Here is a 22,697-nt window from a genome sequence, read left to right on the forward strand (position 1 = left end):
TCATGCGGCGGCTGCTGCGCAGCATCGCCAAGGGCGAGGCGATCACGCAGGACACCTCGACGCTCGAGAACCCGGCGATCCTGGAGCAGTTGTCGCAGACGAACTGATCCGCGCGCCTACGACTCCGCCGTGAAGCCGATGCGCCTGACCAGCGGTCCCCAGCGTTCGAACTCGGCCTGCTGCGACTTCGCCATCTCGTCCGCGGTCGAGCCGCGCGCGATCAGGCCGACGACGCCGAGGCTGTCGATGACGGCGCGCTCCTTGACCGCGGCATTGACGGCCGCGTTGGCGCGGGCGATCGCGGCCGCCGGCGTCTGCGCGGGCGCATAGAAGCCGAACCATTCCTCGGTCGTGAGGTCCGCGAAGCCCTGCTCCGCGAAGGTCGGCACCTCGGGCGAGAACGGCGAACGCTGGCGGCCCGAGGTCGCGATCATCCGCAGCTTGCCCGCGCGGTGGTTGGCGAGGAAGTCGCCGCTCGGCGTGACCATGGCGGCGATCTGCCCGCCCACCACGTCGGTGATGCCGGGCACCGAGCCGCGATAGGGCACGTGCCGCAGGTCGACGTTGGCCGTGAGGCCGAGCAGGGCGCCGATGAAGTGCGGCGTGGAGCCCGCGGCCGGCGAGCCGTAGTTCGCCTCCTGCGGATTCGCCTTGGCCCAGGCCAGGAAGTCCCGCACGGTGACCACGCTGGTCGGCACCTTCGGTCCCACCGCCAGACCGTGGTGCATGACCGCGCCGATCGACACGGCGGCGAAGTCCTTGTTCGCGTCGTAGCTGAGCTTCGAGTAGACGTGCGGATAGATCGAGGTGCAGGAGAACGGCGACAGCGCCAGCACCGAGCCGTCGGCCGCCGCCGACTTCAGCACCTCGAGCGCGATGCGCCCGCCGGCCCCCGGCCGGTTGTCGACCACCGCGACGTTGCGCGAGTACGCGGAGCCCGCGACCTTCTCGCCGATGCGGCGCGCCACGCTGTCCCCGGCACTGCCCGCGGGAAAGCCGTAGTAGATCTTGACCTGGTCCAGTGCCTGGGCAGATGCCGCGAGCGGCAGCAGCGAGGCGAGGGCGCCGCCGCCCGCTGCCTGAATGAAGGTCCGTCGTGTCTGCATGAAAGTCTCCTCGGTCGTTGTGAATGTCTTGTCTCAGGCAGCGGGCGCGATGTGCGTGCCGGCCTGCGGCGTGCGCACCTTGGCGCCCGCGCCATCGAGGAAGGCCTGCACGCGCAGCTTCGCCTCGGGCGCGCTCTGCGTGATGGCGCTCATCAGCGCTTCGGTCATCAGCCCGTGGTCCGCGGGCTGTTCCGCGATGCGCGGCAGCGCCTGCATCACCGCGAAATTGGTCAGCGGCGCATTGCGTGCCACCTGGTGGGCCAGTGAGAGCGCGTGCGACCAGGCCTTGCCTTCGGCCACGAGGTACTGCGAGAAGCCGACGCGCTCGCCCTCGTCGGCGCGGTACACGCGGCCGGTGAGCATCATGTCGGCCATGCGCGAAACGCCGATCAGCTTGGGAATGCGCACCGATCCGCCACCGCCGACGAAGATGCCGCGCGTGCCTTCGGGCAGCGCGTAGAAGGCGCTGGCATCGGCCACGCGCACATGGCAGGCCGCGGCCAGCTCGAGGCCGCCGCCGATCACGGCCCCGTGCAGCGCGGCGATCACGGGCACCGGGCCGAACTGGATGGCATCGAGCGCCGCATGCCACATGCGCGAGTGCTGCACCGCCTGCGGCGGATCGCGGTGGGCCAGTTCGGACAGGTCGAGCCCGGCGCAGAAGTGCGCCCCATGGCCGCCGAGCACGGCGGCGCGCACATGGCCGGGCAGGTTCTCGAACGCATGCCGCAACTCCAGCACCAGGCCGTCGTTGAGGGCATTGCGCTTGCCGGCGCGGTTCAGGTGCAGGTGGGCGATCTCCTCCTGGAGTTCGAGGGTCAGGAACTGGTACTGCATGGCTTTCGATGAGGTCGGGGAAGGAGCTTTTTCGCGTTTCTCAATACACGTACAGATGTGTATGGCGAAGCGATGCTATCAGCCGGATCCGGACGAACGGATCAGGGTTTGCCCAAGGGAAGCGGCCCTGACTCTGGTGCATGCGGGCCTCCGCTATCATCGGCGCATGCTGACGACCACCCCTGGCAAACCGCGCCCGCGAAAGGCCTCGGCCGCCCTGCAGCGCAAGAGCGAGGCCGGCGCCAAACCGGCCTCCGAGCGGTCCCAGCTCGGGCCGTCCGACTGGATCGTGGCCGCGACCGAACTGCTGATCGACAAGAGCATCGATGCGGTCCGCGTCGACGTGCTGGCCAAGCTCCTGCAGGTGACGCGCGGCTCCTTCTACTGGCACTTCGTCGATCGCGACGACCTGCTCAAGCGCATCCTCGTGAGCTGGCAGGAGGCGCAGACCGAACAGATCATCGCGCGCTACCGCAAGCAGGGCGTCGAGGCGCAGGACCTGATCGTCGAGCTGGTCGAGCTGCCGTTCCATGGCCGCGCGGCCATGAAGGGCGCCTCGGTCGAACTCGCGGTCCGGGCCTGGGCCCGGCGCGACGAGATGGCGCGCATGATCGTCGACGAGGTCGATGCCAAGCGGCTCGCCTACATCGAGGAATGCTTCCTCTCGTGCGGCTTCGACGCCAGGTCCGCGCGCTCGCGCGCCTTCACGCTCTATTGCTACATGCAGTCGGAGTCGCTGTTCAGGAACCAGGGCTCCGCCGCCGACAAGGCCGAGCGCCGCCGCTTCGTGGCCCAGATGCTGCTGGCGCCGGAGCCCGGCAAGGCCCAGGCACGCTAGCTCAGTCGTAGGCGCAGCTGAAGCTGGCCGCCAGGTTCTTGTCGCCGGTGCCGCGGTACTTCGGCCAGGTCGGATAGCGGCACAGCGGACGGGTCATCTCCACGCTCTTGCCGTCGGCCGCGAGCCGCGCCGCCGTGAGCGAATCGTCGGGCGCCTTGCCCTTCTCGACCCAGTTCTCGAGGATCGCGAGGTTGTCGACGATGCCGGCACCCGGGCCGCCCGGACCATGGACCACGCCCGGCAGCATGTAGAAGCGCATGAAGGAATCGGTCGTCTCCTGGCCCAGCTTGCCGACCACGCTCTGGTAGTAGTCCGTGGCATAGCCGGGCGGCACCAGGTTGTCGCTCGCGCCGGCCCACAGCAGCAGCTTGGCGCCGCGTCCCGCGAAGGCCGACAGGTCGGGATTCGTCGCGTTGACCTTCTCGGAGAGCTCGAGCCAGCGCGCCGGATCGGCCCCCGGCGTGTAGCCGAGCACCGTCGTGTTGACGTTCGAGGTCACCTGGTACTTGAGCCACCAGTCGGAGAAGAAGTAGAGCTGGCTCGCGGGTGCCGTCGGGCTCGCGCCGAACTGCGCGATGGTCCAGTTGCCGGCCGCGGCAGCCTCTCCGCCCACGCCCCAGGCCGGCGCCCTGGTGATGCCGTTCGCCACCGGCACGGGCAGCGTGAAGTCCGAGCGCATGAAGTCGACCGACGCGATCTGCGGATCCGACAGGCAGCTGTCGCCGCTGTCCGCGCCGCCCGGGCAGCGCAGCGTGCGCACGTCGAAGCGGCAGGCGCTGACATGGGAGATGACGCCGTCGACCGCGCCATCGAGGCCATCGCAGGCCGCCATCTGGGCATCGCCGAACAGCTTGATCTTGGCCGGGCTGAGCCAGCCAGCGCCGTTGTTCGAGAACGCCAGCTTGGCCAGCGCGATCCCGCGCTGGATCACGTTGCTGTAATCGACCACCGGCTCGCCGGCCACGATGCCGTCGTAGCTCTGCGGATAGCGCTGCGCCTGCAGCAGCGCCTCGCGGCCGCCCGTGGACATGCCGTAGAAGTAGGTCCTGGCGGCGGGCTTGCCGTAGATCGACTGGATCGCGGCGCTGGCCGCCTTCAGCACCTGCGGGTGGTAGGCGAAGGCGAAGTTGTCGAAGGCCGAGGGGTTGTTGAGCGTCGAGCTCAGGTCAGGCACCTGCACGCCGCCATCCGCGCTGACCCATGCATAGCCGCGCTTGTAGACGTCGCCATTGGCCAGCATCACGAGGTCGGGCCCGACGACCACGCCGTCGTAGCCGCCACCGCCGATCTGCACCAGCCGCTGGTTCCACACCGAGTCCTCGGGCAGGTCGATGCGGAAGTTGATGGTCGAGGTGGGCGAGCTCACGATGGCGCCACGCACCTGGCAGGTCTGCAGCGTGGTTGCGGACGCGGCCATCACTTCGGCCGTGGCGATGCTGCCCGGTCCGACGGCCTTGCCGACGAGTCCGCTGCAGCGCTCCTTGAACGCGGCCCGCGGGGCCGGCGGTGCGGATCCCGGCCCGTTGGCGCCGGCATTGGCCGCTGCGATCGCGGCCGCCAGCGCGGCCGCGTCTCCACCCCCGCCGCTGCCGCCTCCGCAGCCGGCGACCAGCGCGGCCAGGCTGCATGAAAGGGCAAGGGCTATCGATCTGTTGCGAGTCATGTTGTCTCCGGTTTGGGGCGCCAGTTCGATCATTCACCATACAGATGTGAATGGTCGGAGCGGATGATAGGGAGAGCGAAGCGACGCGCAGCCAGGGCTTACCCTGACTTTTCCATACAGAATTGAATGGTCGAAAAAGACTCGGCCAGGCGCCGAGAGCGCATCGATCCGGGCTCAGCCCGCGTGCCGCGCCCGGTAGGCAGCCGGCGCCAGCCCGGTCCACTTGCGGAAGGCGCGGCGGAAGTTCGCCGCCTCCGAGAACCCGGTGCGCAGCGCCACCTCGTCGATCGTGAGGCGCGTGCTGCGCAGCAGATCGGTCGACAGCTCGAGCCGCGCCTCGTCGACCAACTCCTGGAAGCGCACGCCCTCGTCGGCGAGCCGGCGGTGCAGCGTGCGCACCGAGAGCCCGAAGCGCTCGGCGAACTGCTCGGCGCCGGGCATCTGGCCGCGCCCGCCCAGGCAGGCCATGCGCACGTGTTGCGCGAGGCCGCCGCCTTCGCCGGCGTTGTGCTGCAGCTTCTCGCACACGCGCCGGCACTGGTCGGCCGCATAGGCATTGGCCTGGGGACAGGGGCGCCGCAGCAGCTCGGCATCGAAGGACCATTCGAGCGTGCCGGCATCGAAGCGCACCTCGCACTCGAACATCGCCGCATAGGCATCGCCATGCGCGGGACGCGGGTAGGGCAGCTTCAGCGAGCGGGAAGGGAAGGGCGCGCCGAGCACGCAGCTGGCCAGGCTCAGCGTGGTGCCGATCCAGAACTCGGTGGCCAGCGGCAGCAGGTCGCCGAGGTCCATGACGTCGCGGCCCTCGAACTTCGCGAGCCTGCCCTCGAGACGGAAGCGCTTCTCGAGCACCGGGCCGACCAGCTTCAGGTGCTTCATGCCGACGATGATCGCGTCGCCGATGGTGGCGCAGCTCGCGGTCGCATAGCCATAGATGCCGAAGTCGCCGAGCTGCTGGCGCGCGCCGGCGCGCAGGCCCACGTCGGGGTGGCGGCTCAGCCGCTGGGCATTGCGCAGGATCGAGATCTTCTGCGCGTTCGACATGCGCGCCTCGGAGTCGCCGAGCTGCCGCGCCTGCACACCGCTGCCCCGCAGCAGGGTGTCGGCATCTATCCCTTGGTCGGCCATCTCGCGCACCAGCGCGCGCAGGCCCAGCATGCTGTGGACGATCGCGTCCAGGTCCCTGCCGTGGCTGCCGACGATCTCGAAGGTGGAGGGGGAGGCGTCCATGTCCATTCGCGGGCTTCGGGTGGTTGGCAGATTCTGACCCCTCGCTGGCGCGATCGACCCTGGTGCTACCACCCGCCCGGCGGAACACTGCGCGGCGATCCGTGCCCTTCGGCACCGGCTCTCCAACCAGGAACGAGACATGCCATCACCCATGAACGCCGACCTCCGGCATCCGCTGCGCGAGGTCTTCGAGCGCTACCACGCGAGCTGGGAAGCCCGCTCGCCCGAACGCATCGCCGCGCTGCATTCGCCCGACACGGTCTTCCAGCTGCACGATGGTTCCGCGCCCGTGCACGGCCGCGCGGCATTGCAGCAGCAATGCGCCGCCATGTTCGCGAAGTTCGATTTCGCGCTCGAGCCGCTGCGCCTCTTCTTCGGCGACGGCCACTGGACCTTCGAATGGTGCATGGCCATCGCGCTGCGCGATGCCGAAGGCAGTCCGTTCACGGCCACGGTCGAGATGCTCGACCTGGTGACGGTCGATGCGCGCCACGAGGTGACTCGCAAGGACGTCTACATGAACGGCGCGCAGGCGATGGCGGCGTTCAGCCGCGCGGGCATCGCCATGGATGGCGGCATCCGGTACTGAGCGCGGGGCATGACCATGCAAGACCTCCCGAACATCCCGCATTGGCCTGCGGGCGTTCCGCGCACGCTGGCCCCCGCACGCACGCCGCTGTGGGCCAACCTCGAGACCAGCGCGCGGCGCCATCCCGATCGCGCCGCCTTGGTCTTCCTCGGGCGCGAGTTCCGCTACGGCGAACTCTGGCAGGCGGTGCTGTCGCTCGCGGGCCGGCTCCACCGCCTCGGCGTGCGCCAGGGCGACCGGGTGCTGCTCGACATGCAGAACTGCCCGCAGCTGGTGATCGCGCATTTCGCGATCCTGCGCGCCAATGCCGTCGTGGTGCCCATCAACCCGATGAACAAGGCGCAGGAGCTCCGGCACTTCATCGCCGACGCGCAGGCGAAGCTGGCCTTCACCACGGCCGACCTCGCGGCGGAGATGGTCCGTGCCAGCGATGCATTGCCGCCGGGCGAGGGCCTCGACCACCTGGTGGTCACGCGCTTCACCGATGCCTTCGATCCCGCGGCGGTGCCGCCGCACGAATGGCCCGTTGCCTGGCGCGAGTGGCTGACCGCGCCGCATCCGATGCCGGCGCTGCGCCGGGGCCAGGTGCACGACTGGGCCGATGCGGCCAGCGGCGACGAGGCACCGGCGCCCACCTGCGCCGCCGGCGATCTCGCAGCGCTGCCCTACACCAGCGGCACGACCGGCCATCCCAAGGGCTGCATGCTGTCGCACGCGGCGATCATGCACAACGCGATGGCGGTCAAGGCCTGGAACGGCCTCGTGCCCGAGAGCGTGAACCTGGCCGTGGTCCCGATGTTCCACATCACCGGCATGGTCGGCGTGATGCACGCGGCCATCCACGCGGGCGCGTGCTCGGTGCTCATGCCGCGCTGGGACCGCGAGGTGGCGGCGCACCTGCTGTCGGCGCGCGGCGTGACGCACTGGGCCAACATCCCGACCATGGTGATCGACCTGATGTCGGCTTCCGCTTGGGAGCGGCTCGATCTCTCGCGCCTGGCCTACATCGGCGGCGGCGGCGCGGCCATGCCCAAGGCGGTCGCGCAACGGCTGCTCGAGAAGACCGGACTGCGCTATGTCGAGGCCTACGGCCTGACGGAGACAGCCGCGCCCTCGCACAGCAATCCGCCCGACGCCGCCCGCCAGCAGTGCCTGGGCCTGCCCTACATCGGTGTCGACGCGCGCGTCATCGATCCGCAGACGCTGCAGCCGCTGGGGCCGGAACAGGACGGCGAGATCGTGGTGCGCGGGCCTCAGGTCTTCGCGGGCTACTGGCGCCAGCCCGAGGCCACGCGCGCCGCCTTCGTCGAGATCGAGGGCCTGCGCTTCTTCCGCACCGGCGACATCGGCCGCGTCGACGCGGACGGCTACTTCTTCATGACCGACCGGCTCAAGCGCATGATCAATGCGTCCGGCTTCAAGGTCTGGCCCGCCGAGGTCGAGGCGCTGATGTACCGGCACCCGGGCATCCAGGAGGCCTGCGTCATCGCCACCCGGGACAGCTACCGCGGCGAGTCGGTCAAGGCCGTGGTGGTGCGCCGGCCCGGGCATGCGGAGCTCGACGAACGGGCGTTGATCGATTGGTGCCGCGTGAACATGGCGAGCTACAAGGTGCCGCGCGCCTTCGAGTTCGCCGAGACGCTGCCCAAGAGCGGCAGTGGCAAGGTGATGTGGCGGCTGCTGCAGGAGCGGCAGGACGCGGCGGATGCGGCCTGCTGACGCCGCGCCGCTCACCGCTCAATCGAGCTTGATCCGCGCCTCGCGGATCACCTTGCCCCACATCGCGCGATCGGCATCGATGAAGGCCTTGAACTCCGCCGGCGTGTTGCAGCGCAGCTCGCCGCCGTAGTCGCGCCACTTGCGCGCGAGCTCGCTCGACTGGCAGGCCTTGCGCATCGCCGCGCTGAGCTTCTCGAGCACGGGCTTGGGCGTGCCCGCGGGCGCGAGCAGCCCCTGCCAGGCGATCGGCGCGTAGTCGGGCAGGCCGGCCTCGGCAAAGGTGGGCACGTCGGGGAAGCTCGGCGCGCGCTCCTTGCCGGTGATGGCCAGCAGCCTGAGCTTGCCGGTGTGGATGTTGCCCGCGGCGGCCGGCAGGCCGTCGAACATCAGCTGCACCTGGCCCGCGATCAGGTCGACGTAGGGGCTGCTGCTGTTGTAGGGCACGAGGTTGGTCTTCACGCCCGCGGCGCTGTTGAACCACAGGGCCGACAGGTGCGAGTAGCTGCCGATGCCCGCGGTCGCGACCGCCACCGAATCGGGCCGGGCCTTGAGCGCGGCGATCAGTGCGCGCGCGTCGCGCGCCTCCACGCCGGGCGTGGCGATCAGGCCGGTGTTGAGCACGCCGAGCAGGCTCACGGGCGCGAAGTCCTTCTCGGCATCGAAGGGCAGCTTCGAATAGAGATGCGGCACCACCGACAGCGAGCTGGTGGTGCCGATGTAGAGCGAGTAGCCATCGGCCGGCGCCTTCGCGGCGACCTCGGTGCCGATGATGTTCGAGGCACCGGGGCGGTTCTCCACATAGAAGCTCTGGCCCAGCAGCTTCGTGAGCTCGGCCGCGATCTCGCGCGCGTTCGCGTCGGGGCCGCTGCCGGCGGGGAAGGGGGCAATGATCCGCACCGCCTTGCTCGGGTAGTCGGCCTGGGCCCAGGCCGCGCCCGCCAGCACGCCCGCGACGGCGATGCATCCATGGGCCAGCCAGCGGCGGCCCCGCGTCTTCGAAACAGTCATCGGTTTGTCTCCATTCGATCTTGGGTGCGGCTTGCACCGGTCGCGATGATAGATAAAACATAGTTATTGTCAAAATATGAGAATAACTATAGTATTTCATCATCGAGACGGAAAAGCTCCGTGCGATTTATCGTTTGGAGACATTGAGATGACGGATTTCGGCCCCTCGGACCTGCAGTTCAGCCACATCGGCCTCCATGTGAGCGACCTGCCGCGCATGGCGCGCTTCTACAAGCAGGCGCTGCGCTTCACGCAGACCGACGCGGGCGACCTGGGCGCGGTGCAGCTGGTGTTCCTGAGCCGCGATCCGCGCGAGCACCACCAGCTCGTGCTGGCCACCGGCCGGCCCTCGAACCCGGGCTTCAACGTGGTCAACCAGATCTCGTTCCGCGTGCCCGACCTCGGCGCGCTGCGCCGCTTCCACGACCGGCTGCTGGCCGAGGGCGCGAGCGAGATGCACCCGGTCACGCACGGCAACGCCATCTCCGTCTACTGCCGCGACCCCGAGGGCAACCGGCTCGAGCTGTTCATGGACACGCCCTGGTACTGCGACCAGCCGCTGCGCGAGACCATCGACCTGTCGCAGTCCGACGCAGCCATCCTCGCGCAGGCCGAGGCCATCGCGAAGCGCTTCCCCAAGTTCATGAGCCGCGCCCAATGGCAGGCCGAGGTGGCGCGCCGCATGCAGGAAGACCAGCGTGGCTGAAGCGATGGAGATGCACGACGTCGCGATCGTCGGACTCGGGCCGACCGGTGCCACGCTCGCCAACCTGCTGGGCGCGGCCGGGTTGTCGGTGCTGGTGCTCGAGAAGGAGGCCGGCATCTTCCCGCTGCCGCGCGCGATCCATTTCGACGGCGAGGTGCTGCGCATCCTGCAGGGCGCGGGCCTGCGCGAGCGCGTGCTGGCCATCGCGCGCCCCGGCGAGCAGGGCATGCATTTCGTCAACGGCGCGGGCGAGACGATGCTGATCCGCGGCGGCAGCGCCGCGCTCGGCCCGCATGGCTGCGCCAACAACTACTACTTCCACCAGCCCGAGCTCGAGGCCGTGCTGCGCGAAGGCCTCGCGCGCTTTCCCAACGTGGAGCTGCGGCTGCGGCACGAGCTGACCGGCATCGCGCAGGACGCGGACGGCGCCACGCTGAGCGTGCGCGACCTGCAGCGGCAGGAAAACGCCACGCTGAGCGCGCGCTATGTCGTCGGCTGCGACGGCGCGCGCTCGCCGGTGCGCCGGCAGATGGGCAGCGCGATGGTCGACCTCGGGCTGCGCCAGCCCTGGCTGGTGTTCGACGTGCTGCTGCGGCAACCGGTCGCACTGCCCGACCACACGGTGCAGCACTGCGACCCGGCGCGGCCCATGACCTACTGCAACGTGGTCGGCGACCGGCGGCGCTGGGAGATCATGGTGCTGCCCGACGACGACCGCGAAGCGCTGGTGCAACCCGACACGCTGTGGCGGCTGGTCGCGCCCTGGGTGAAGCCCGAGCAGGCGCGGCTCGAGCGCGCCGCCATCTACACCTTCCATTCCGTCATCGCGCAGGGCTGGCGCCAGGGCCGGCTGCTGCTGGCCGGCGATGCCTGCCACCAGACGCCGCCGTTCCTCGGGCAGGGCATGTGCGCGGGCATCCGCGACGCGGCCAACCTCGCCTGGAAGCTCGAGGCCGTGCTCGCGCGCGGCGCGCCCGCCGCGCTGCTCGACACCTACGAGTCGGAACGCGCGCCGCATGTGCGCGCATTGATCGAGCTCGCGGTGCGGCTGGGCAACATCATCCAGACCACCGATCCCGCGCGCGCGGCCGAGCGCGATGCGCGCTTTCGTGCCGGGCGACCCGAGATCTTCGAGCTGCCGCCGCAGTTGCTGGGCCAGGGCGCCTTCGATGCCGACGCGGGCTCGCTCGCCGGGCGGCCCTTTCCCCAGCCGCGGCTGACAGACGGCCGCCTGCTCGACGAGCTGCTGGGCCGGCGCAGCGCGGTGATCGGCAGCCCCGACGCGCTCGCGGCCGCCGCGCCCGCCACCGCCGAACGCTGGCGCCGCGCCGATGCTATCGTCATCGACCGGCCCGACGCGCCGCTGCGCCACTGGCTCGAGGCCCACGAGGCGCGGGCGGTGATACTGCGCCCCGACCGATATATCGTCGGCGTCGCGCGCACGGGGCACGATCTGGATCGCATCTCGCAACACCTCCCCGTCGCGCCATGACACTCTGGAGGAATTGGCGTGCCGGAAAAATCCATGTCCAGCCTGGGGCGCATGCTGGGGGTGCTCGACCTGTTCGACGACACCCACCTGACGCGCACGGCGGACGACATCTCCGCGGCGCTCGAGGTCTCGCTGCCCACCGGCTACCGCTATGTGCGGCTGCTGCTCGAGGCCGGGCTGCTGCAGCGCGTGGAGGATTCGCACTACGCGCTCGGGCCGCGGATCATCCTGCTGGACCACTACATCCGCAATGCCGACCCGGTGCTGCGCGAAGGCATCCCGGTGATGCGCGAACTGGTGGCCGCCACCGGCTTCGACTGCGTGAGCTCGGGCATCTTCGGCATGCAGGTGCTCGACACCCATCGCGAGATGGGCGGTGCGCCGCCGACGCTGGCCTACGGGCGCGGCCGGCCGCGGCCGCTGTTCCTGGGCGCCGCGCCCAAGGTGCTGCTGTCGACCTTCGCGCCGCCGCAGCTGCGCAAGGTCTTCGATGCCCGCCACGACGAGGTCGTGCGCAGCGGGCTGCCGGCCGAGTGGAGCGAATTCCGCCGTCTCTACGCGGGGATCCGCAAGGCCGGCCACTACGTGTCGATCGGCGAACTCGAACCGCAGCTCGCGGCCGTGGCCGCGCCGATCCCGAAGGCCGACGGGGGCGCATGGGCCGCCATCCAGCTGGTCTTCGACACCTCGCGCCTGTCCATCGTCGACCTCGACAAGATGGTTCACCTGATCACCGAGGGCGCGCAGCGCATTGGAGGTCGGCTGGCGTAGTTCTACTTCACCCACTCCTCCTCACGGACAGACCATGAAACTCATCAGCTACCAACTCAACGGCACCGACAGCTACGGCGCGGTGACCGGCGACCGCGCGGACCGCGTCGTCGACCTGCGCCAGATCTTCGGCGAACGCGCCGCGGACCTGAAGGCGCTGATCGCGGCCGACCTGCTGGCCGAGGCCGCCACGGCCGTGGGCCAGGCGAGCGCCACGCTGGCGCTGAGCGAGCTTCAACTGCTGCCCGTGATTCCCAACCCCGGCAAGATCGTCTGCGTGGGCCTCAACTACGGCGAGCACGTGCGCGAGACCGGCCGCGAGATCACCGAGCAACCCACGCTGTTCCTGCGCGTGGCCGAATCGCAGCTCGCGCACGGCGAGGACATCGTGCTGCCGCCCGAGTCGACGCGCCTGGACTACGAGGGCGAGATCGCAGTCGTGATCGGCCGCGGCGGCCGGCGCATCGCCGAGGCCGATGCCTGGTCGCACATCGCGGGCTATGCCTGCTACAACGACGGAAGCATCCGCGACTGGCAGACCGCCACGCCGCAATGGACCGCCGGCAAGAACTTCTGGCGCACCGGCGGCTTCGGCCCCTGGATGGTCACGCGCGACGAGATCGCCGACGGGCGCGTGATGACGCTGGTCACGCGGCTCAACGGCCAGGAGATGCAGCGCACCACCACCGACAAGCTGATCCACAGCATCCCGCGCCAGATCGCCCACATCTCGGCCTTCACGCCGCTGGCCGCGGGCGACGTGATCGTGACCGGCACGCCGGGCGGCGTGGGCGCCAAGCGCAACCCGCCGGTGTGGATGAAGCCCGGCGACATCGTCGAGATCGAGGTCGACGCCATCGGCGTGCTGCGCAACGGCATCCGCGCCGAGTAACCTGCCGGCGGCATTCCCATGAACCGACGATTCGATCGCCGCAGCGCGCTGCTGCTCGCTGCGCTATGCGCCGCGCTGCCCGCCGCGGCGGCCTCCGACTATCCCTCGCGCCCGATCCAGATGATCGTGCCCTTCGCCGCCGGCGGCGGGCTCGACATCAATGCGCGCAGCCTCGCGCAGGCCATGTCCGAGAACCTCGGCCAGCCCTTCGCGGTGATCAACCGCGACGGCGCGGCCGGCACTATCGGCCTGAACACGGGCGCCGGCGCGCGCGCCGACGGCTACACCGTGGTCTTCACGCCCGCCGTGCCGCTGACCAGCGAGCCGCACCGGCTCAAGGCCCTGAACTACGGGCTCGACTCCTTCCGCTACGTCTGCAAGGTGTTCGACAACATCTTCGCGATCGCGGTGCCGGCCAAGTCGCCGTACCGCAGCGTGCAGGACATCCTGGCCGATGCGAGGAAGGAACCGGGCAGGGTCAGCTACGGCACCTCGGGCACCGGCTCGATCCCGCACCTGGGCACCTCGGACATCGAGGCCGCCAGCAAGGTCGCGCTCACGCACGTGCCCTACAAGGGCGACGCGCCGATGCTGCAGGACCTGCTGAGCGAGCGCCTGAGCTTCGGCGCCGTGCTCGCGAGCTCGATCACCGGCCACCTGCAATCGGGCGCGCTGCGCCTGATCGCCGTGTACACCGACAAGCGCCATCCCTCGTTCCCCGACGTGCCCACCCTCAAGGAGTCGGGCGTGCCCGTGGTGCAGGCGAGCTTCGGCGGCGTGCTGGTGCCCGCGAAGACGCCCGACGAGGTGGTCGCGCGCCTCGAGTCCTCGTGCCGCGAGGCCGTGGCCTCGCCCAAATACCAGGCCTGGGCGCGCGGCGCCAACCAGGTGGTCGACTTCCAGCCGGGCAAGGACTTCGAGCGCCAGGTGCGCGAGGACAGCCGCCTCAAGGCCGCGACCCTCGCACGCCTCGGACTGGCCGCGCCATGACTTAGGATTCCGCGATGACCCGTCCCATCCTCCATACCCTGATCTGCAGCACGCGGCCCGGCCGCGTGGGCCCGGCCGTCGCCCAGTGGGCGCACGGCATCGCCGAAGCGCACGGCGGCTTCGAAGCCCGTCTCGTCGACCTGGCCGCCTTCGGCCTGCCGGTGTTCGACGAACCCGAGCATCCGCGCCTGCAGCGCTACACGCACGAGCACACGCGCGCCTGGAGCGCGAGCGTCGCCGAGGCCGATGCCTTCCTGTTCGTGCTGCCCGAATACAACTTCGCACCGCCGGGCGCGCTGGTCAATGCCCTGAACTACCTCGTGCGCGAATGGCAGTACAAGGCCGTCGGCTTCGTGAGCTACGGCGGCATGTCGGGCGGCATCCGCGCGGTGCACGTCACCAAGCAGTTGCTCGGCACGCTCAAGGTGGTGCCGATGCTCGAGGCGGTCGCGTTCACGAACGTGGGCCAGCAACTGCAGGCCGAGGGCGGCCTGTCGGCCAACCCCGCCAACGCGGCGGCCGCGAAGGCGATGCTCGACGAACTGCTGCGCTGGACTTCGGCGCTGCAAACGCTGAGGTCGTAGGGCGCCAGCGAGAATGCGCGCATGAACCCCATCGCGCGCGAAGACATCACGGGCCTGGTGCTGGCCGGCGGCCGCGGCAGCCGCATGGGCGGCGTCGACAAGGGCCTGCAGGACCACCGCGGCATTCCCCTGGCACTGCATGCGCTGCGCCGCCTGCAGCCGCAGGTGGGCACAGCCATGCTCAGCGCCAACCGCAACCTGCCCGACTACGAGGCGATGGGCGTGCCCGTGTGGTCCGACTCCATCGAAGGCTATGCGGGGCCGCTCGCGGGCCTGCTGACCGGGCTCGAGCATGCGCGCACCGATTGGCTGGTCACCGTGCCCTGCGACACGCCGGACTTTCCGTCGGATCTGGTCGACCGGCTGGCCGAGGCCGCGGCCGCGCAGGGCGCCGAGATCGCGATGGCCGCCACGCGCGAAGACGGCGAGCTGCGCGCGCAGCCCGTGTTCTGCCTGCTGCGCACCGGCCTGGCGCCGAGCCTGCTCGCCTTCCTGCAGGCGGGCGAGCGCAAGTTCGGCCAATGGACCGCGCAGCACCGCAGGGTGCAGGTGGCGTTCGACGATGCAGCGGCCTTCTTTAATGCCAACACCAGCGACGAGCTGCGCCAGTTGCAAGGCTGAGCGTAGCGTTCACAGCCGCGCCCGGTAGCTCGCCGGCGTCTCGCCGAAGGTGCGCCGGAACAGCCCGATGAACGCGCTCGGGGTCGAATAGCCGAGGTCGAGCGCGATCGCCGTCACCGAAACGCCGGCCGCGAGCATCTCGAGCGAGCGCATCATGCGCGCGCGCTGCCGCCAGGCCGTGAAGTTGAAGCCGGTCTCCACCACGAAGCGCCGGCTCAGCGTGCGCGAGCTCACGGCGGCCCAGCGCGCCCATTGCTCGAGGCCGCGCTCGTCGGCGGGCTCGGCGATCAGCGCATGCGCGATGCGCTGCAACCGCGGGTCGCTCGGCAGCGGCAGGCCGAAGGGCTCGACCGGCAGGCTGCGGATCTCGTCGAGGATGACCGCGGCCACGTGCGCGCGGCTTTCGTCCAGCGGCTTGGGCGCCTCGAGCGGCCAACTGCAGGCGCGCAGCACCGCCTCGCGCAGCAGGCCCGAGGTGCGGATCGTGCAGGGCCGTGGGGGCAGGGTGGCGCATGCCGGTTCTGCCACATAGACGCTCCAGCCATGGAACGGGCCGTGCGAACGCCCCGAATGCTCCTGGTGCGGCGGCAGCCAGACCGCGTGGATGGCCGGCACGATCCAGACACCGTCCTCGACCCCGACCGACAGCAGCCCGCGCAGCGAGCCGAACAGCTGGCCGCGCGCATGGCGATGCGGGCCCGACGCCAGCTCCTCGCCCTGGCTGCCCTCGGCCGCGATCAGGACCGGGCCATCCTGTCGGTCGACCAGGCCGGCGAGGCGAAGAATGGGATCGGTCATGGCGGCTGAGAGCTATCGATTGGCCGATCCAGTCTACAGCCGCCAAGGCCTTTGTCCGTACGCTGGGCGCCATGAATCCAAGACCTCGCCCTTCCTTCGTCGATCCGGTCCTGGAACCCGACCTCGACGCGCTGTACGCCGCGCCCTCCGAGATGACCCAGAAGGCGGTGCTCGATCGCCTGGTCGACTTCCACGAGGCCTATCTCGCGCAGGCCACCTTCTTCTGCCTCGCCACCGGCAGCGAGCAGGGGCTCGATGCCTCGCCCCGCGGCGGCCCGCCGGGCTTCGTCCATGTGCTGGATGCGCACACGGTCGCCTTCGCCGACTGGCCCGGCAACAACCGCATCGAGTCGATGCGCAACCTGCGGCGCGACGAGCGGCTCGCGATGGTGTTCCTGTTCCCGGGCCTCGAACTCTTCCTGCGCATCAACGGCCGCGGCCGGGTCTCGACCGATGCCGGGCTGCTGAGCGAACTGCGCGAGGGCGAGCGCATTCCCAAGACCGCGACCGTGGTGCAGATCGACGAGGTGCTGCTGCATTGCGGCAAGGCGATCCACCGCGCCCGGCTGTGGCAGGACAGCGCCCGCCTCGCGCGCGATGCGCTGCCGACCGTGGGCCAGATGCTGGCCGCGCTGGGCAGGCGCGACCATGCCTCGGCCGAGCTCGGCACGGAGCAGATCGCGCAGATCGATGCGCACTACGCGCATGCGGTCAGGCACGAGCTGTACTGACGAATCGAGCGCCCCACGAAGCCTTCCCTTTTTTCTGGAGAGAACGCGATGCTGTTCGACACGACGAGATTCCCGCTGGTGTTCCTCAAGGAGGACCCGAGGGCCCATTCGCAGGACACCGACACCGAGGCGCAACTGGCCACGCTGCTCGAGCGCGGCGAGCGCTTCGTGCTGCTGACCGACCACCTGCCCGGCGACCACCCCGAGGAGAGCCACGAGGACCGCAAGCGCCGCGCGCTGTTCTTCAAGCGCCACAAGGAACATCTGCGCGCGTTTTGCGCGGGCCTGGTGTTCGTCACGGGCGAACGCACGATTCCCGCGGCGGTGCGGCTGGCGGCCCAGGGCGCGGGCAAGGTGCTGGGGCTGTCCTTCGACTTCGTGCGCAGCGAGAGCGATGGGGTGGCGGCGGCCGAGCGATTCCTGGCGCGAAGTTAGCTGCGCTTCGATGACCTCCACTCGCTCCCCAAGAATCTTGTCCAGGATCGTGCGCCATCGCGCGAAAGCAATGAGCCGCAAATGCTGGATTCCGGGCTGGCTGGTTAGGCCACGGCCTCGGTCCTTGCCAGCTCCCTCTTCAGCCAGGTGGCGATCGCACCGGGCTTGGCCTCCACGCTCCAGATCAGGTCGAGGCCGATCGACCATTCAGTGAAGGGATAAGCCTCGAGTCGGAGCTCCTTCAACGTGCCCGCCGCGAGATCCGCAGCGATCAGGCGCCGCGGCACGATCGACCAGCCGATGCCGCTCCTGAGCAGATCGATCAGCGTCCCTTCGCTCTGGACGAACCACTTCTTCGGTGCGCTGAGGTATTCGCTCGTGAGAAGGTGGGCCGTTTGCGCCGCCAGCAGCAATTGCAGGTGGTCGGCCAAGTGTGCGAAGCGCACCCGTTCCAGTTGTGCCAACGGATGATCGTGGCGCACGGTGTTGACCATCGTGACCTGGCCGAGCCGGGAAAAGCCGATGCCCTGTGGGTAGTTCGATCTGGCGCAACCCAAGCCAAGTGAAGCACCCCCCGACAGGACCATGTCCAGCATCCCCGCACCGGACGGCTGCAGGAGGTCGAGCCGGACACCAGGATGTTGTCGATGCAACTCCGCCAGAACCGGTGCGAGCGCAGCGCCGGGAAAGGCATCCTCGACCGCCAAGGCCAATTGAGCCTCCGACGCACAGGTCAGCGCGCTCGCGCGTTCCTGCAGGCTCCCGCAGCGCGACAGGATCGCCTCCGCCTCTTCCAGCAAGGCGGCGCCTTCGGGCGTGAGCACGGGATAACGCCCGCTCCGATCGAACAGGCCAACCCCGAGGTCCACCTCGAGATCAGCGATCGCGGTGCTGATCGCGGACTGCGTCTTGCCGAGCCTGCGGGCAGTCGCGGAAAACGACTTCTCGCGCGCAGCGGCGACGAACACGGCCAATTGGTCGAAAGAGAACCTCACCGCGATGTATCGGAAATTCTGATGGAGTCCATTTTTACACATGCCTCACCGCCTCCCAGAATCCGCACGCCCCGCCATGAACGGCCAGTTCCCACGCGACGCTGTGCATCAAAGAACGGAATGAAGACATGACCTCGACAGACCTGACGACCCATCCCGTGGACCAGCGGCTGCCTGCAGCGCGCACCGCACTCCTTGGCCTCCAGCATGTGCTGGTGATGTACTCGGCCTGCATCGTCGTGCCGCTGATCCTGGGCGCGGCCCTCCGGCTGCCGCGCGACCAGATCGTCCTCCTCATCAACGCCGATCTGTTCGCGGCGGGCCTCGCTTCGCTGGTCCAGGCGCTGGGGTTCTGGAAGTTCGGCATCCGCATGCCGGTCATGATGGGCGTGACCTTCACGGCCGTCACCCCAATGATCGTGATCGGCAGCAACCCCTCGCTCGGGCTGCCCGGCATCTTCGGTGCTGTCATCGCCTCGGGCGTATTCGGCATTCTGGTCGCGCCACTGATGGGCCGCTTCCTGCGCTTCTTTCCCTCGATCGTGACCGGCTCGGTGCTGCTGGTCATCGGCATCACCCTGATGAAGGTCGGTATCGACTGGGCGGCGGGCGGGCAGCCGACCCTGCCGGACGGCAGCACAAACCCGGCCTACGGACGGCCGCTGTACCTGGCCATCTCGCTGGGTGTGTTGCTGGTGATCCTGCTGCTGTCGCGCTTCGCGAAGGGCTTCATTGCCAACATCGCAGTGCTGCTCGGCATCGGCTTCGGCTTCGTTGCGGCCTGCCTCTTCGGGGAAGTCCGGCTCGACGAACTGAACACGACGCCCTGGGTCGGCATGATCAGGCCGTTCGCGCTGGGGCTGCCGGTCTTCGATCCCGTGGCCATCGTCTCGATGTGCCTGGTCATGCTGGTCACGCTGGTGGAGTCCACCGGCATGTTCCTGGCACTCGGCCAAATCGTCGACAAGCCGACCACGCCGGATCGCCTCGTGCGCGGTCTGCGCGCCGACGGTCTCGGCGCCGTGCTGGGCGGAATCTTCAACGCTTTTCCCTACACCTCGTTCTCCCAGAACATCGGATTGGTCACGTTGACCGGCGTCCGCACCCGCTTCGTCTGTGTGGCCGGCGGCCTGATCCTGGTCGCTCTGGGGCTGTTCCCGAAAATGGGGTACATCGTCGCCGCCACGCCTCCATTCGTGCTGGGTGCCGCGGCACTCGTGATGTTCGGCATGGTCGCGGTGATGGGCCTGCGCATCCTGGCGAGCGTCAACTACGAACGCCACAACGGCAGTGCCCTGGTGGTGGCGGTCAGCGTCAGCGTCGGCACGGTCCCGCTGCTGTCGCCCGGCTTCTTCTCGCAATTGCCCACGTGGACACGCGTGGCCACCGACAGCGGCATCGTCCTGACCACCCTCACGGCCATCGCGCTCAACCTGATGTTCAACGGACTCGGCACGCGCCAGCAGGCCAGCGACGCCGCTGCCCGCAGCGCTGCGATGGCAGAGACCTGACTCCCTTTCTCGAAAGACCCCATGAACTCCCAAATCCTCCACGCCGACCATCTCGTCACGATGAATGCCGAGCACACCGTCATCGGCGACGGCGCCGTGCTGGTCGGTGCCGACGGGTGCATCGGCGCTGTCGGCACCATCGCCGAACTCGCTCCCGCTCACCCCAGCGTACCGGTGCGGCGCCTGAAGAATCGGTTGCTGATGCCGGGCCTCGTGAACACCCATGCCCACTCCGGATTGCTGCGCGGCACGGCGGAGGGGCTGCCGGTCTGGGAATGGCTGCAGCAGCACATCGATCCGATGCACCGGGTTGTCAACGCCGAGGAGGCCGAACTGGCCTCCCGCCTTTGCTATGCCGAGGCCCTGCTGTCGGGCACGACGACGATCGTGGACATGTGGCGCCACATGGAAGGAAGTGCGAGGGCTGCCGCCGATCTAGGCATCCGTGCCGTGCTGGTGCCCTACGTTGCGGAGCACCCGGAGCACGACTACTTCGAAACGCTGGACGCCAACGAAGCGCTGATCGAACGTTGGCACGGCGGCGCCCAGGGCCGCATCCAGGTCTGGGTCGGACTCGAGCACATGTTCTACGCCACGCCTCCCGCGTGGCGCCGCTGCGCGGAGATCAGCCGTCGTCACAGGGTCGGCTTTCACACGCACAGCAACGAAAGCCGGTTCGATGTCGAGGAGACGTTGCGACGCCATGGCATGCGACCGATCCAGGCGCTCGAAGCGTTCGGCCTGCTCGACGCCCACCATGTCATGCTCGCGCATTGCGTCTGGCCTTCGGAAGAGGAGATGGACATTCTTGCTGCGCGACACATCGGCGTGGCCCACAACCCGGTCAGCAACATGAAACTCGCCAGCGGCGCGGCGCCGGTGGAAGCCATGCTGGCCCGAGGCATTGCAGTGGGCCTCGGCACGGACGGCGAAAAGGAGAACAACAACCTCGACATGTTCGAGGAGATGAAGACAGCCTCGTTGCTGGCCAAGTTCTCCAAGCTGGACGCCGCCGCGCTCGACGCCTGGTCGGTCTGTCAGATGGCGACCATGGGGGGCGCGCGCGCGTTGGGCCTTGACCACGCCATCGGCTCGATCGAGCCGGGCAAGTCGGCCGATCTGATCACGGTGCGGACGGACACCCCGCGGATGACGCCCCTGCTGGGCGGTGTGGACGGCAATCTGCACCACAACCTCGTTCATGCGGTCCAAGGCGGCGACGTGGACCTGACCATGGTGGCGGGCCGCATCGTCGTCGAGGGTGGCCGCCTGCTCTCAGGCGATCTGTCGGAGACCATCGCCCTGGTCAATCGCGCTGTACCCCGGTTGTTCGAGCGCCGCGCCCAATGGCTGCGTGCGCATGGCACGGTCAATGCACTCGTGGCTTAGAGTGTTGAATTCCTCCGATTTCCGACCTTTGGCTGATCGAGCTTGTGTCGGCACCGGCAGGGGGCTTCGTGGCGTCGAAGGCCTCGCTGTACGCAACGCTGCCGTTCGGCACCGTCCCCGCCAGCGCGAGTGCCATGAAGTACTCGGGCGGAACGCCCGGCAGCGTCAGGCCGGGCTCGGCCCTGAAGCCGAAGCGCGCGTAATAGGCCGGATCCCCCAGCAGCACGCAGCCACCGGCGCGCAGAAGGCGCAGCGCGTCGAGGGCTTGCGCCATCAGCAGCGAGCCGATGCCCCGGCCCTGGCAGTCGGGCCGGACCGAGATCGGACCCAGGCCGTACCAATCGCCCGCCCGACCGTCGATGCGAACCGGGGACACGGCCACATGGCCGACGAGCCGCTCGCCCTCGATGGCGACCAGCGACACCGTGAGCTGGCCCCGCGCGCGCAGTGCCCTCACGATGAACTGCTCGGTATGGCTTGTGTGCGCGGCATGTTCGAAGGCCGCGATGGTGACGGCTTCGATGGCCTGGGCGTCAGCGGGCGTTTCCTGGCGGATGTGGATGTTCATGGTGTCGGATTCTCGGGCCGGTCATGCACGGCATCGAACGCGCGTCAGCGCTTCCCGGTGGTCGAAGCGCGGGACTACAACCGGCCCTGCCGCATGTCCTCGGTCATCTTGAGAATCCTCTGCTGCTGGCCGACCTGGACACGCTCCCACAGCGTGCCCTTGCCCTGTTCGCGGCCGAGGCGATCCTCGCGCCGCAACCATTCCTCGGCGCTGCGGATCCTGCCCGGGTGGATCTCGTCGAGCAGCTCGTAGTTGCGCCGCACCACGTCGTGCTTCCAGACGTTCCAGAAGCCGGTGAAGTTGTCGCGCACGCTCATCGTGCTCTTGTCGCGCGGATCGGCGTTGTAGCCGGCCGGCGCATCGGCGATGCGGCCGAAGGGGCCCTGCCAATAGGCGGCCAGGTCGGTGTCGACATAGCGCGCCGGCTGGCCGGTGACCCGCTCGAACGCTGCGGCGAGATCGGCATAGCGCACATGCTCGATCGCGACCTCGAGGTCCATGCCGTTGGCGAGGTTCGGATGATCGAACAGCCAGCGCACGTAGTGGCCGCAGTCCTCGAGCGCCACGTGCGGCACCGCCCCCTGTCCCAGCGGCACGCGCCAGGTGAGCACGCCGTCCTCCACGGCGGGGGACATCGGCGTCATCGCCGAGATCGCCATCTCGATGTAGGGGCCCGAGGTGAAGATCGCCGCGCCCATGCGCTCGCGGTGGGCCTGGTTCTGGAAGCGTATCCATTCGCCCATGCGGCCCTTGCCGTCGTAATGGCCGGTGCGAAAGGCCGCGTCGAAGCCCGCCTTCTTGAGCGCGTAGTCGAGGTTGCCGTAGACGAAGAAGCGGATGCCCTGCTCGAGCGCGATCTCGTAGGCGCGGAAGGCCCAGTAGGTCTCGGTCTTCTCGCCGGTATTGAAGCCGTCGATGTTGACGAAGGCACCGTCGCAGCTCGAGAAGCCCTCGCGCAGCACGGCCTCGTCGGCGAAGCTGCCCTCGAGCAGGCTCACGTTGCCCAGTGCCAGCAGTTCCTTCGCGCGGCGCGAGGCCGTGTCGCGCGTGAGCAGGCGCACGGCGTAACGGCCGTCCGCGACCAGCGCACGCACGATCGGCATGCCCTGGGCGCCGGTGCCGCCGACGACGAAGATCCTCGAGGTGTTCTTGGAGTTCATTTCATCTTTCCTTTGAATCGTTCACAGTGAGAGCGACATCATTGTATGACGTACATAATTC

At 69.1% G+C, this 22,697-nt stretch carries 22 protein-coding genes and 1 pseudogene; 14 read left to right on the top strand and 9 right to left on the bottom strand.

All coding sequences use genetic code 11. From position 1 onward, the window contains the following. Positions 1-116 precede the first annotated feature (116 nt). Both ACODT0_RS40405 and ACODT0_RS40410 read right to left on the bottom strand, forming a co-directional pair. Entirely contained in the window at positions 117-1,106 is a 990-nt protein-coding gene (locus ACODT0_RS40405) for a Bug family tripartite tricarboxylate transporter substrate binding protein (protein WP_296724185.1), read from the bottom strand. A gap of 33 nt (positions 1,107-1,139) precedes the next feature. Next, complete coding sequence (locus ACODT0_RS40410) at positions 1,140-1,943, bottom strand: crotonase/enoyl-CoA hydratase family protein (RefSeq protein WP_296724188.1); 804 nt, start codon at positions 1,941-1,943, stop codon at positions 1,140-1,142. 166 nt (positions 1,944-2,109) lie between these two features. On the opposite strand from ACODT0_RS40410, the gene ACODT0_RS40415 reads away from it, so the two are divergent. Beyond that, positions 2,110-2,781, top strand: coding sequence for a TetR/AcrR family transcriptional regulator (locus tag ACODT0_RS40415; RefSeq protein ID WP_296724190.1), 672 nt, complete (start codon positions 2,110-2,112; stop codon positions 2,779-2,781). 1 nt (position 2,782) lies between these two features. On the opposite strand, the gene ACODT0_RS40420 is transcribed toward ACODT0_RS40415, so the two are convergent. Then, the gene (locus ACODT0_RS40420) at positions 2,783-4,444 is read right to left on the bottom strand and encodes a tannase/feruloyl esterase family alpha/beta hydrolase (protein WP_489043879.1); all 1,662 of its coding nucleotides are present in this window, start codon (positions 4,442-4,444) and stop codon (positions 2,783-2,785) included. A gap of 174 nt (positions 4,445-4,618) precedes the next feature. Next, on the bottom strand, positions 4,619-5,677 hold the full coding sequence (locus ACODT0_RS40425; protein ID WP_296724197.1) for an AraC family transcriptional regulator: 1,059 nt from the start codon (positions 5,675-5,677) through the stop codon (positions 4,619-4,621). 151 nt (positions 5,678-5,828) lie between these two features. Here ACODT0_RS40425 and ACODT0_RS40430 point away from each other — a divergent pair, with 151 nt between their 5' ends. Beyond that, a complete protein-coding gene (locus ACODT0_RS40430) occupies positions 5,829-6,266 on the top strand; it encodes a nuclear transport factor 2 family protein (protein ID WP_296724199.1) in 438 nt (145 codons plus the stop codon). 15 nt (positions 6,267-6,281) lie between these two features. Continuing rightward, the gene (locus ACODT0_RS40435; protein WP_413765695.1) at positions 6,282-7,985 is read left to right on the top strand and encodes a long-chain-fatty-acid--CoA ligase; all 1,704 of its coding nucleotides are present in this window, start codon (positions 6,282-6,284) and stop codon (positions 7,983-7,985) included. 18 nt (positions 7,986-8,003) lie between these two features. Here ACODT0_RS40435 and ACODT0_RS40440 read toward each other — a convergent pair whose 3' ends face one another. Further along, complete coding sequence (locus ACODT0_RS40440; RefSeq protein ID WP_261213298.1) at positions 8,004-8,993, bottom strand: Bug family tripartite tricarboxylate transporter substrate binding protein; 990 nt, start codon at positions 8,991-8,993, stop codon at positions 8,004-8,006. Between the two features lie 148 nt (positions 8,994-9,141). Here ACODT0_RS40440 and ACODT0_RS40445 point away from each other — a divergent pair, with 148 nt between their 5' ends. From ACODT0_RS40445 to mobA, 7 genes are read left to right on the top strand one after another with little or no spacing between them, the layout of a single operon-like run. Beyond that, on the top strand, positions 9,142-9,699 hold the full coding sequence (locus tag ACODT0_RS40445; protein ID WP_413765349.1) for a VOC family protein: 558 nt from the start codon (positions 9,142-9,144) through the stop codon (positions 9,697-9,699). Further along, positions 9,692-11,191: a bifunctional 3-(3-hydroxy-phenyl)propionate/3-hydroxycinnamic acid hydroxylase MhpA gene (mhpA, locus tag ACODT0_RS40450; protein WP_489043880.1), complete on the top strand. Its 1,500-nt coding sequence runs from the start codon at positions 9,692-9,694 to the stop codon at positions 11,189-11,191. The genes ACODT0_RS40445 and mhpA overlap by 8 nt, the downstream gene beginning before the upstream one ends. A gap of 33 nt (positions 11,192-11,224) precedes the next feature. Continuing rightward, entirely contained in the window at positions 11,225-11,962 is a 738-nt protein-coding gene (locus ACODT0_RS40455) for an IclR family transcriptional regulator (RefSeq protein ID WP_057596260.1), read from the top strand. Positions 11,963-11,996: 34 nt separating this feature from the next. Continuing rightward, the gene (locus tag ACODT0_RS40460; RefSeq protein ID WP_296724214.1) at positions 11,997-12,854 is read left to right on the top strand and encodes a fumarylacetoacetate hydrolase family protein; all 858 of its coding nucleotides are present in this window, start codon (positions 11,997-11,999) and stop codon (positions 12,852-12,854) included. An 18-nt stretch (positions 12,855-12,872) separates the two neighbouring features. Further along, positions 12,873-13,844 (top strand): tripartite tricarboxylate transporter substrate binding protein, encoded by a 972-nt coding sequence (locus tag ACODT0_RS40465; RefSeq protein ID WP_413765351.1) that lies wholly within the window; start codon positions 12,873-12,875, stop codon positions 13,842-13,844. A 14-nt stretch (positions 13,845-13,858) separates the two neighbouring features. Next, positions 13,859-14,428, top strand: a complete 570-nt coding sequence (locus ACODT0_RS40470) for an NADPH-dependent FMN reductase (protein WP_489043881.1) — start codon at positions 13,859-13,861, stop codon at positions 14,426-14,428. Positions 14,429-14,449: 21 nt separating this feature from the next. Continuing rightward, positions 14,450-15,049 carry a molybdenum cofactor guanylyltransferase MobA gene (gene mobA, locus ACODT0_RS40475; protein ID WP_296724220.1) on the top strand — a complete coding sequence of 200 codons (600 nt, stop codon included), beginning with the start codon at positions 14,450-14,452 and terminating at the stop codon, positions 15,047-15,049. A gap of 9 nt (positions 15,050-15,058) precedes the next feature. Here the strand turns inward: mobA and ACODT0_RS40480 are convergent, their stop codons facing one another. Further along, positions 15,059-15,847, bottom strand: a complete 789-nt coding sequence (locus ACODT0_RS40480) for an AraC family transcriptional regulator (RefSeq protein ID WP_413765352.1) — start codon at positions 15,845-15,847, stop codon at positions 15,059-15,061. Positions 15,848-15,918: 71 nt separating this feature from the next. Between ACODT0_RS40480 and ACODT0_RS40485 the strand changes: the two genes are divergently transcribed. Further along, on the top strand, positions 15,919-16,578 hold the full coding sequence (locus ACODT0_RS40485) for a pyridoxamine 5'-phosphate oxidase family protein (protein WP_413765353.1): 660 nt from the start codon (positions 15,919-15,921) through the stop codon (positions 16,576-16,578). A gap of 48 nt (positions 16,579-16,626) precedes the next feature. After that, the gene (locus ACODT0_RS40490) at positions 16,627-17,013 is read left to right on the top strand and encodes a hypothetical protein (protein ID WP_413765354.1); all 387 of its coding nucleotides are present in this window, start codon (positions 16,627-16,629) and stop codon (positions 17,011-17,013) included. Between the two features lie 104 nt (positions 17,014-17,117). Here ACODT0_RS40490 and ACODT0_RS40495 read toward each other — a convergent pair whose 3' ends face one another. Beyond that, entirely contained in the window at positions 17,118-17,987 is an 870-nt protein-coding gene (locus ACODT0_RS40495; RefSeq protein WP_489043882.1) for a LysR family transcriptional regulator, read from the bottom strand. 149 nt (positions 17,988-18,136) lie between these two features. Between ACODT0_RS40495 and ACODT0_RS40500 the strand changes: the two genes are divergently transcribed. Both ACODT0_RS40500 and ACODT0_RS40505 read left to right on the top strand, forming a co-directional pair. After that, positions 18,137-19,519 (top strand): nucleobase:cation symporter-2 family protein, encoded by a 1,383-nt coding sequence (locus ACODT0_RS40500; protein WP_413765355.1) that lies wholly within the window; start codon positions 18,137-18,139, stop codon positions 19,517-19,519. A gap of 21 nt (positions 19,520-19,540) precedes the next feature. Continuing rightward, a complete protein-coding gene (locus tag ACODT0_RS40505; protein WP_296724238.1) occupies positions 19,541-20,908 on the top strand; it encodes an amidohydrolase family protein in 1,368 nt (455 codons plus the stop codon). Between the two features lie 70 nt (positions 20,909-20,978). Here ACODT0_RS40505 and ACODT0_RS40510 read toward each other — a convergent pair. Next, positions 20,979-21,476, bottom strand: a pseudogene (locus ACODT0_RS40510) (GNAT family N-acetyltransferase); the annotation flags it as partial. 74 nt (positions 21,477-21,550) lie between these two features. Then, positions 21,551-22,636 (bottom strand): NmrA family NAD(P)-binding protein, encoded by a 1,086-nt coding sequence (locus ACODT0_RS40515; RefSeq protein WP_489043883.1) that lies wholly within the window; start codon positions 22,634-22,636, stop codon positions 21,551-21,553. Between the last annotated feature and the right edge of the window lie 61 nt (positions 22,637-22,697).

Source organism: Variovorax sp. FG153 (assembly GCF_057809595.1).

What these genes read in the sequence shown, in the direction of transcription:
- ACODT0_RS40405 (WP_296724185.1), bottom strand. Translation starts at nt 1,106, where the DNA reads ATGCAGACACGACGGACCTTCATTCAGGCAGCGGGCGGCGGCGCCCTC.
- ACODT0_RS40410 (WP_296724188.1), bottom strand. Translation starts at nt 1,943, where the DNA reads ATGCAGTACCAGTTCCTGACCCTCGAACTCCAGGAGGAGATCGCCCAC.
- ACODT0_RS40415 (WP_296724190.1), top strand. Translation starts at nt 2,110, where the DNA reads ATGCTGACGACCACCCCTGGCAAACCGCGCCCGCGAAAGGCCTCGGCC.
- ACODT0_RS40420 (WP_489043879.1), bottom strand. Translation starts at nt 4,444, where the DNA reads ATGACTCGCAACAGATCGATAGCCCTTGCCCTTTCATGCAGCCTGGCC.
- ACODT0_RS40425 (WP_296724197.1), bottom strand. Translation starts at nt 5,677, where the DNA reads ATGGACGCCTCCCCCTCCACCTTCGAGATCGTCGGCAGCCACGGCAGG.
- ACODT0_RS40430 (WP_296724199.1), top strand. Translation starts at nt 5,829, where the DNA reads ATGAACGCCGACCTCCGGCATCCGCTGCGCGAGGTCTTCGAGCGCTAC.
- ACODT0_RS40435 (WP_413765695.1), top strand. Translation starts at nt 6,282, where the DNA reads ATGCAAGACCTCCCGAACATCCCGCATTGGCCTGCGGGCGTTCCGCGC.
- ACODT0_RS40440 (WP_261213298.1), bottom strand. Translation starts at nt 8,993, where the DNA reads ATGACTGTTTCGAAGACGCGGGGCCGCCGCTGGCTGGCCCATGGATGC.
- ACODT0_RS40445 (WP_413765349.1), top strand. Translation starts at nt 9,142, where the DNA reads ATGACGGATTTCGGCCCCTCGGACCTGCAGTTCAGCCACATCGGCCTC.
- ACODT0_RS40455 (WP_057596260.1), top strand. Translation starts at nt 11,225, where the DNA reads ATGTCCAGCCTGGGGCGCATGCTGGGGGTGCTCGACCTGTTCGACGAC.
- ACODT0_RS40460 (WP_296724214.1), top strand. Translation starts at nt 11,997, where the DNA reads ATGAAACTCATCAGCTACCAACTCAACGGCACCGACAGCTACGGCGCG.
- ACODT0_RS40465 (WP_413765351.1), top strand. Translation starts at nt 12,873, where the DNA reads ATGAACCGACGATTCGATCGCCGCAGCGCGCTGCTGCTCGCTGCGCTA.
- ACODT0_RS40470 (WP_489043881.1), top strand. Translation starts at nt 13,859, where the DNA reads ATGACCCGTCCCATCCTCCATACCCTGATCTGCAGCACGCGGCCCGGC.
- mobA (WP_296724220.1), top strand. Translation starts at nt 14,450, where the DNA reads ATGAACCCCATCGCGCGCGAAGACATCACGGGCCTGGTGCTGGCCGGC.
- ACODT0_RS40480 (WP_413765352.1), bottom strand. Translation starts at nt 15,847, where the DNA reads ATGACCGATCCCATTCTTCGCCTCGCCGGCCTGGTCGACCGACAGGAT.
- ACODT0_RS40485 (WP_413765353.1), top strand. Translation starts at nt 15,919, where the DNA reads ATGAATCCAAGACCTCGCCCTTCCTTCGTCGATCCGGTCCTGGAACCC.
- ACODT0_RS40490 (WP_413765354.1), top strand. Translation starts at nt 16,627, where the DNA reads ATGCTGTTCGACACGACGAGATTCCCGCTGGTGTTCCTCAAGGAGGAC.
- ACODT0_RS40500 (WP_413765355.1), top strand. Translation starts at nt 18,137, where the DNA reads ATGACCTCGACAGACCTGACGACCCATCCCGTGGACCAGCGGCTGCCT.
- ACODT0_RS40505 (WP_296724238.1), top strand. Translation starts at nt 19,541, where the DNA reads ATGAACTCCCAAATCCTCCACGCCGACCATCTCGTCACGATGAATGCC.
- ACODT0_RS40515 (WP_489043883.1), bottom strand. Translation starts at nt 22,636, where the DNA reads ATGAACTCCAAGAACACCTCGAGGATCTTCGTCGTCGGCGGCACCGGC.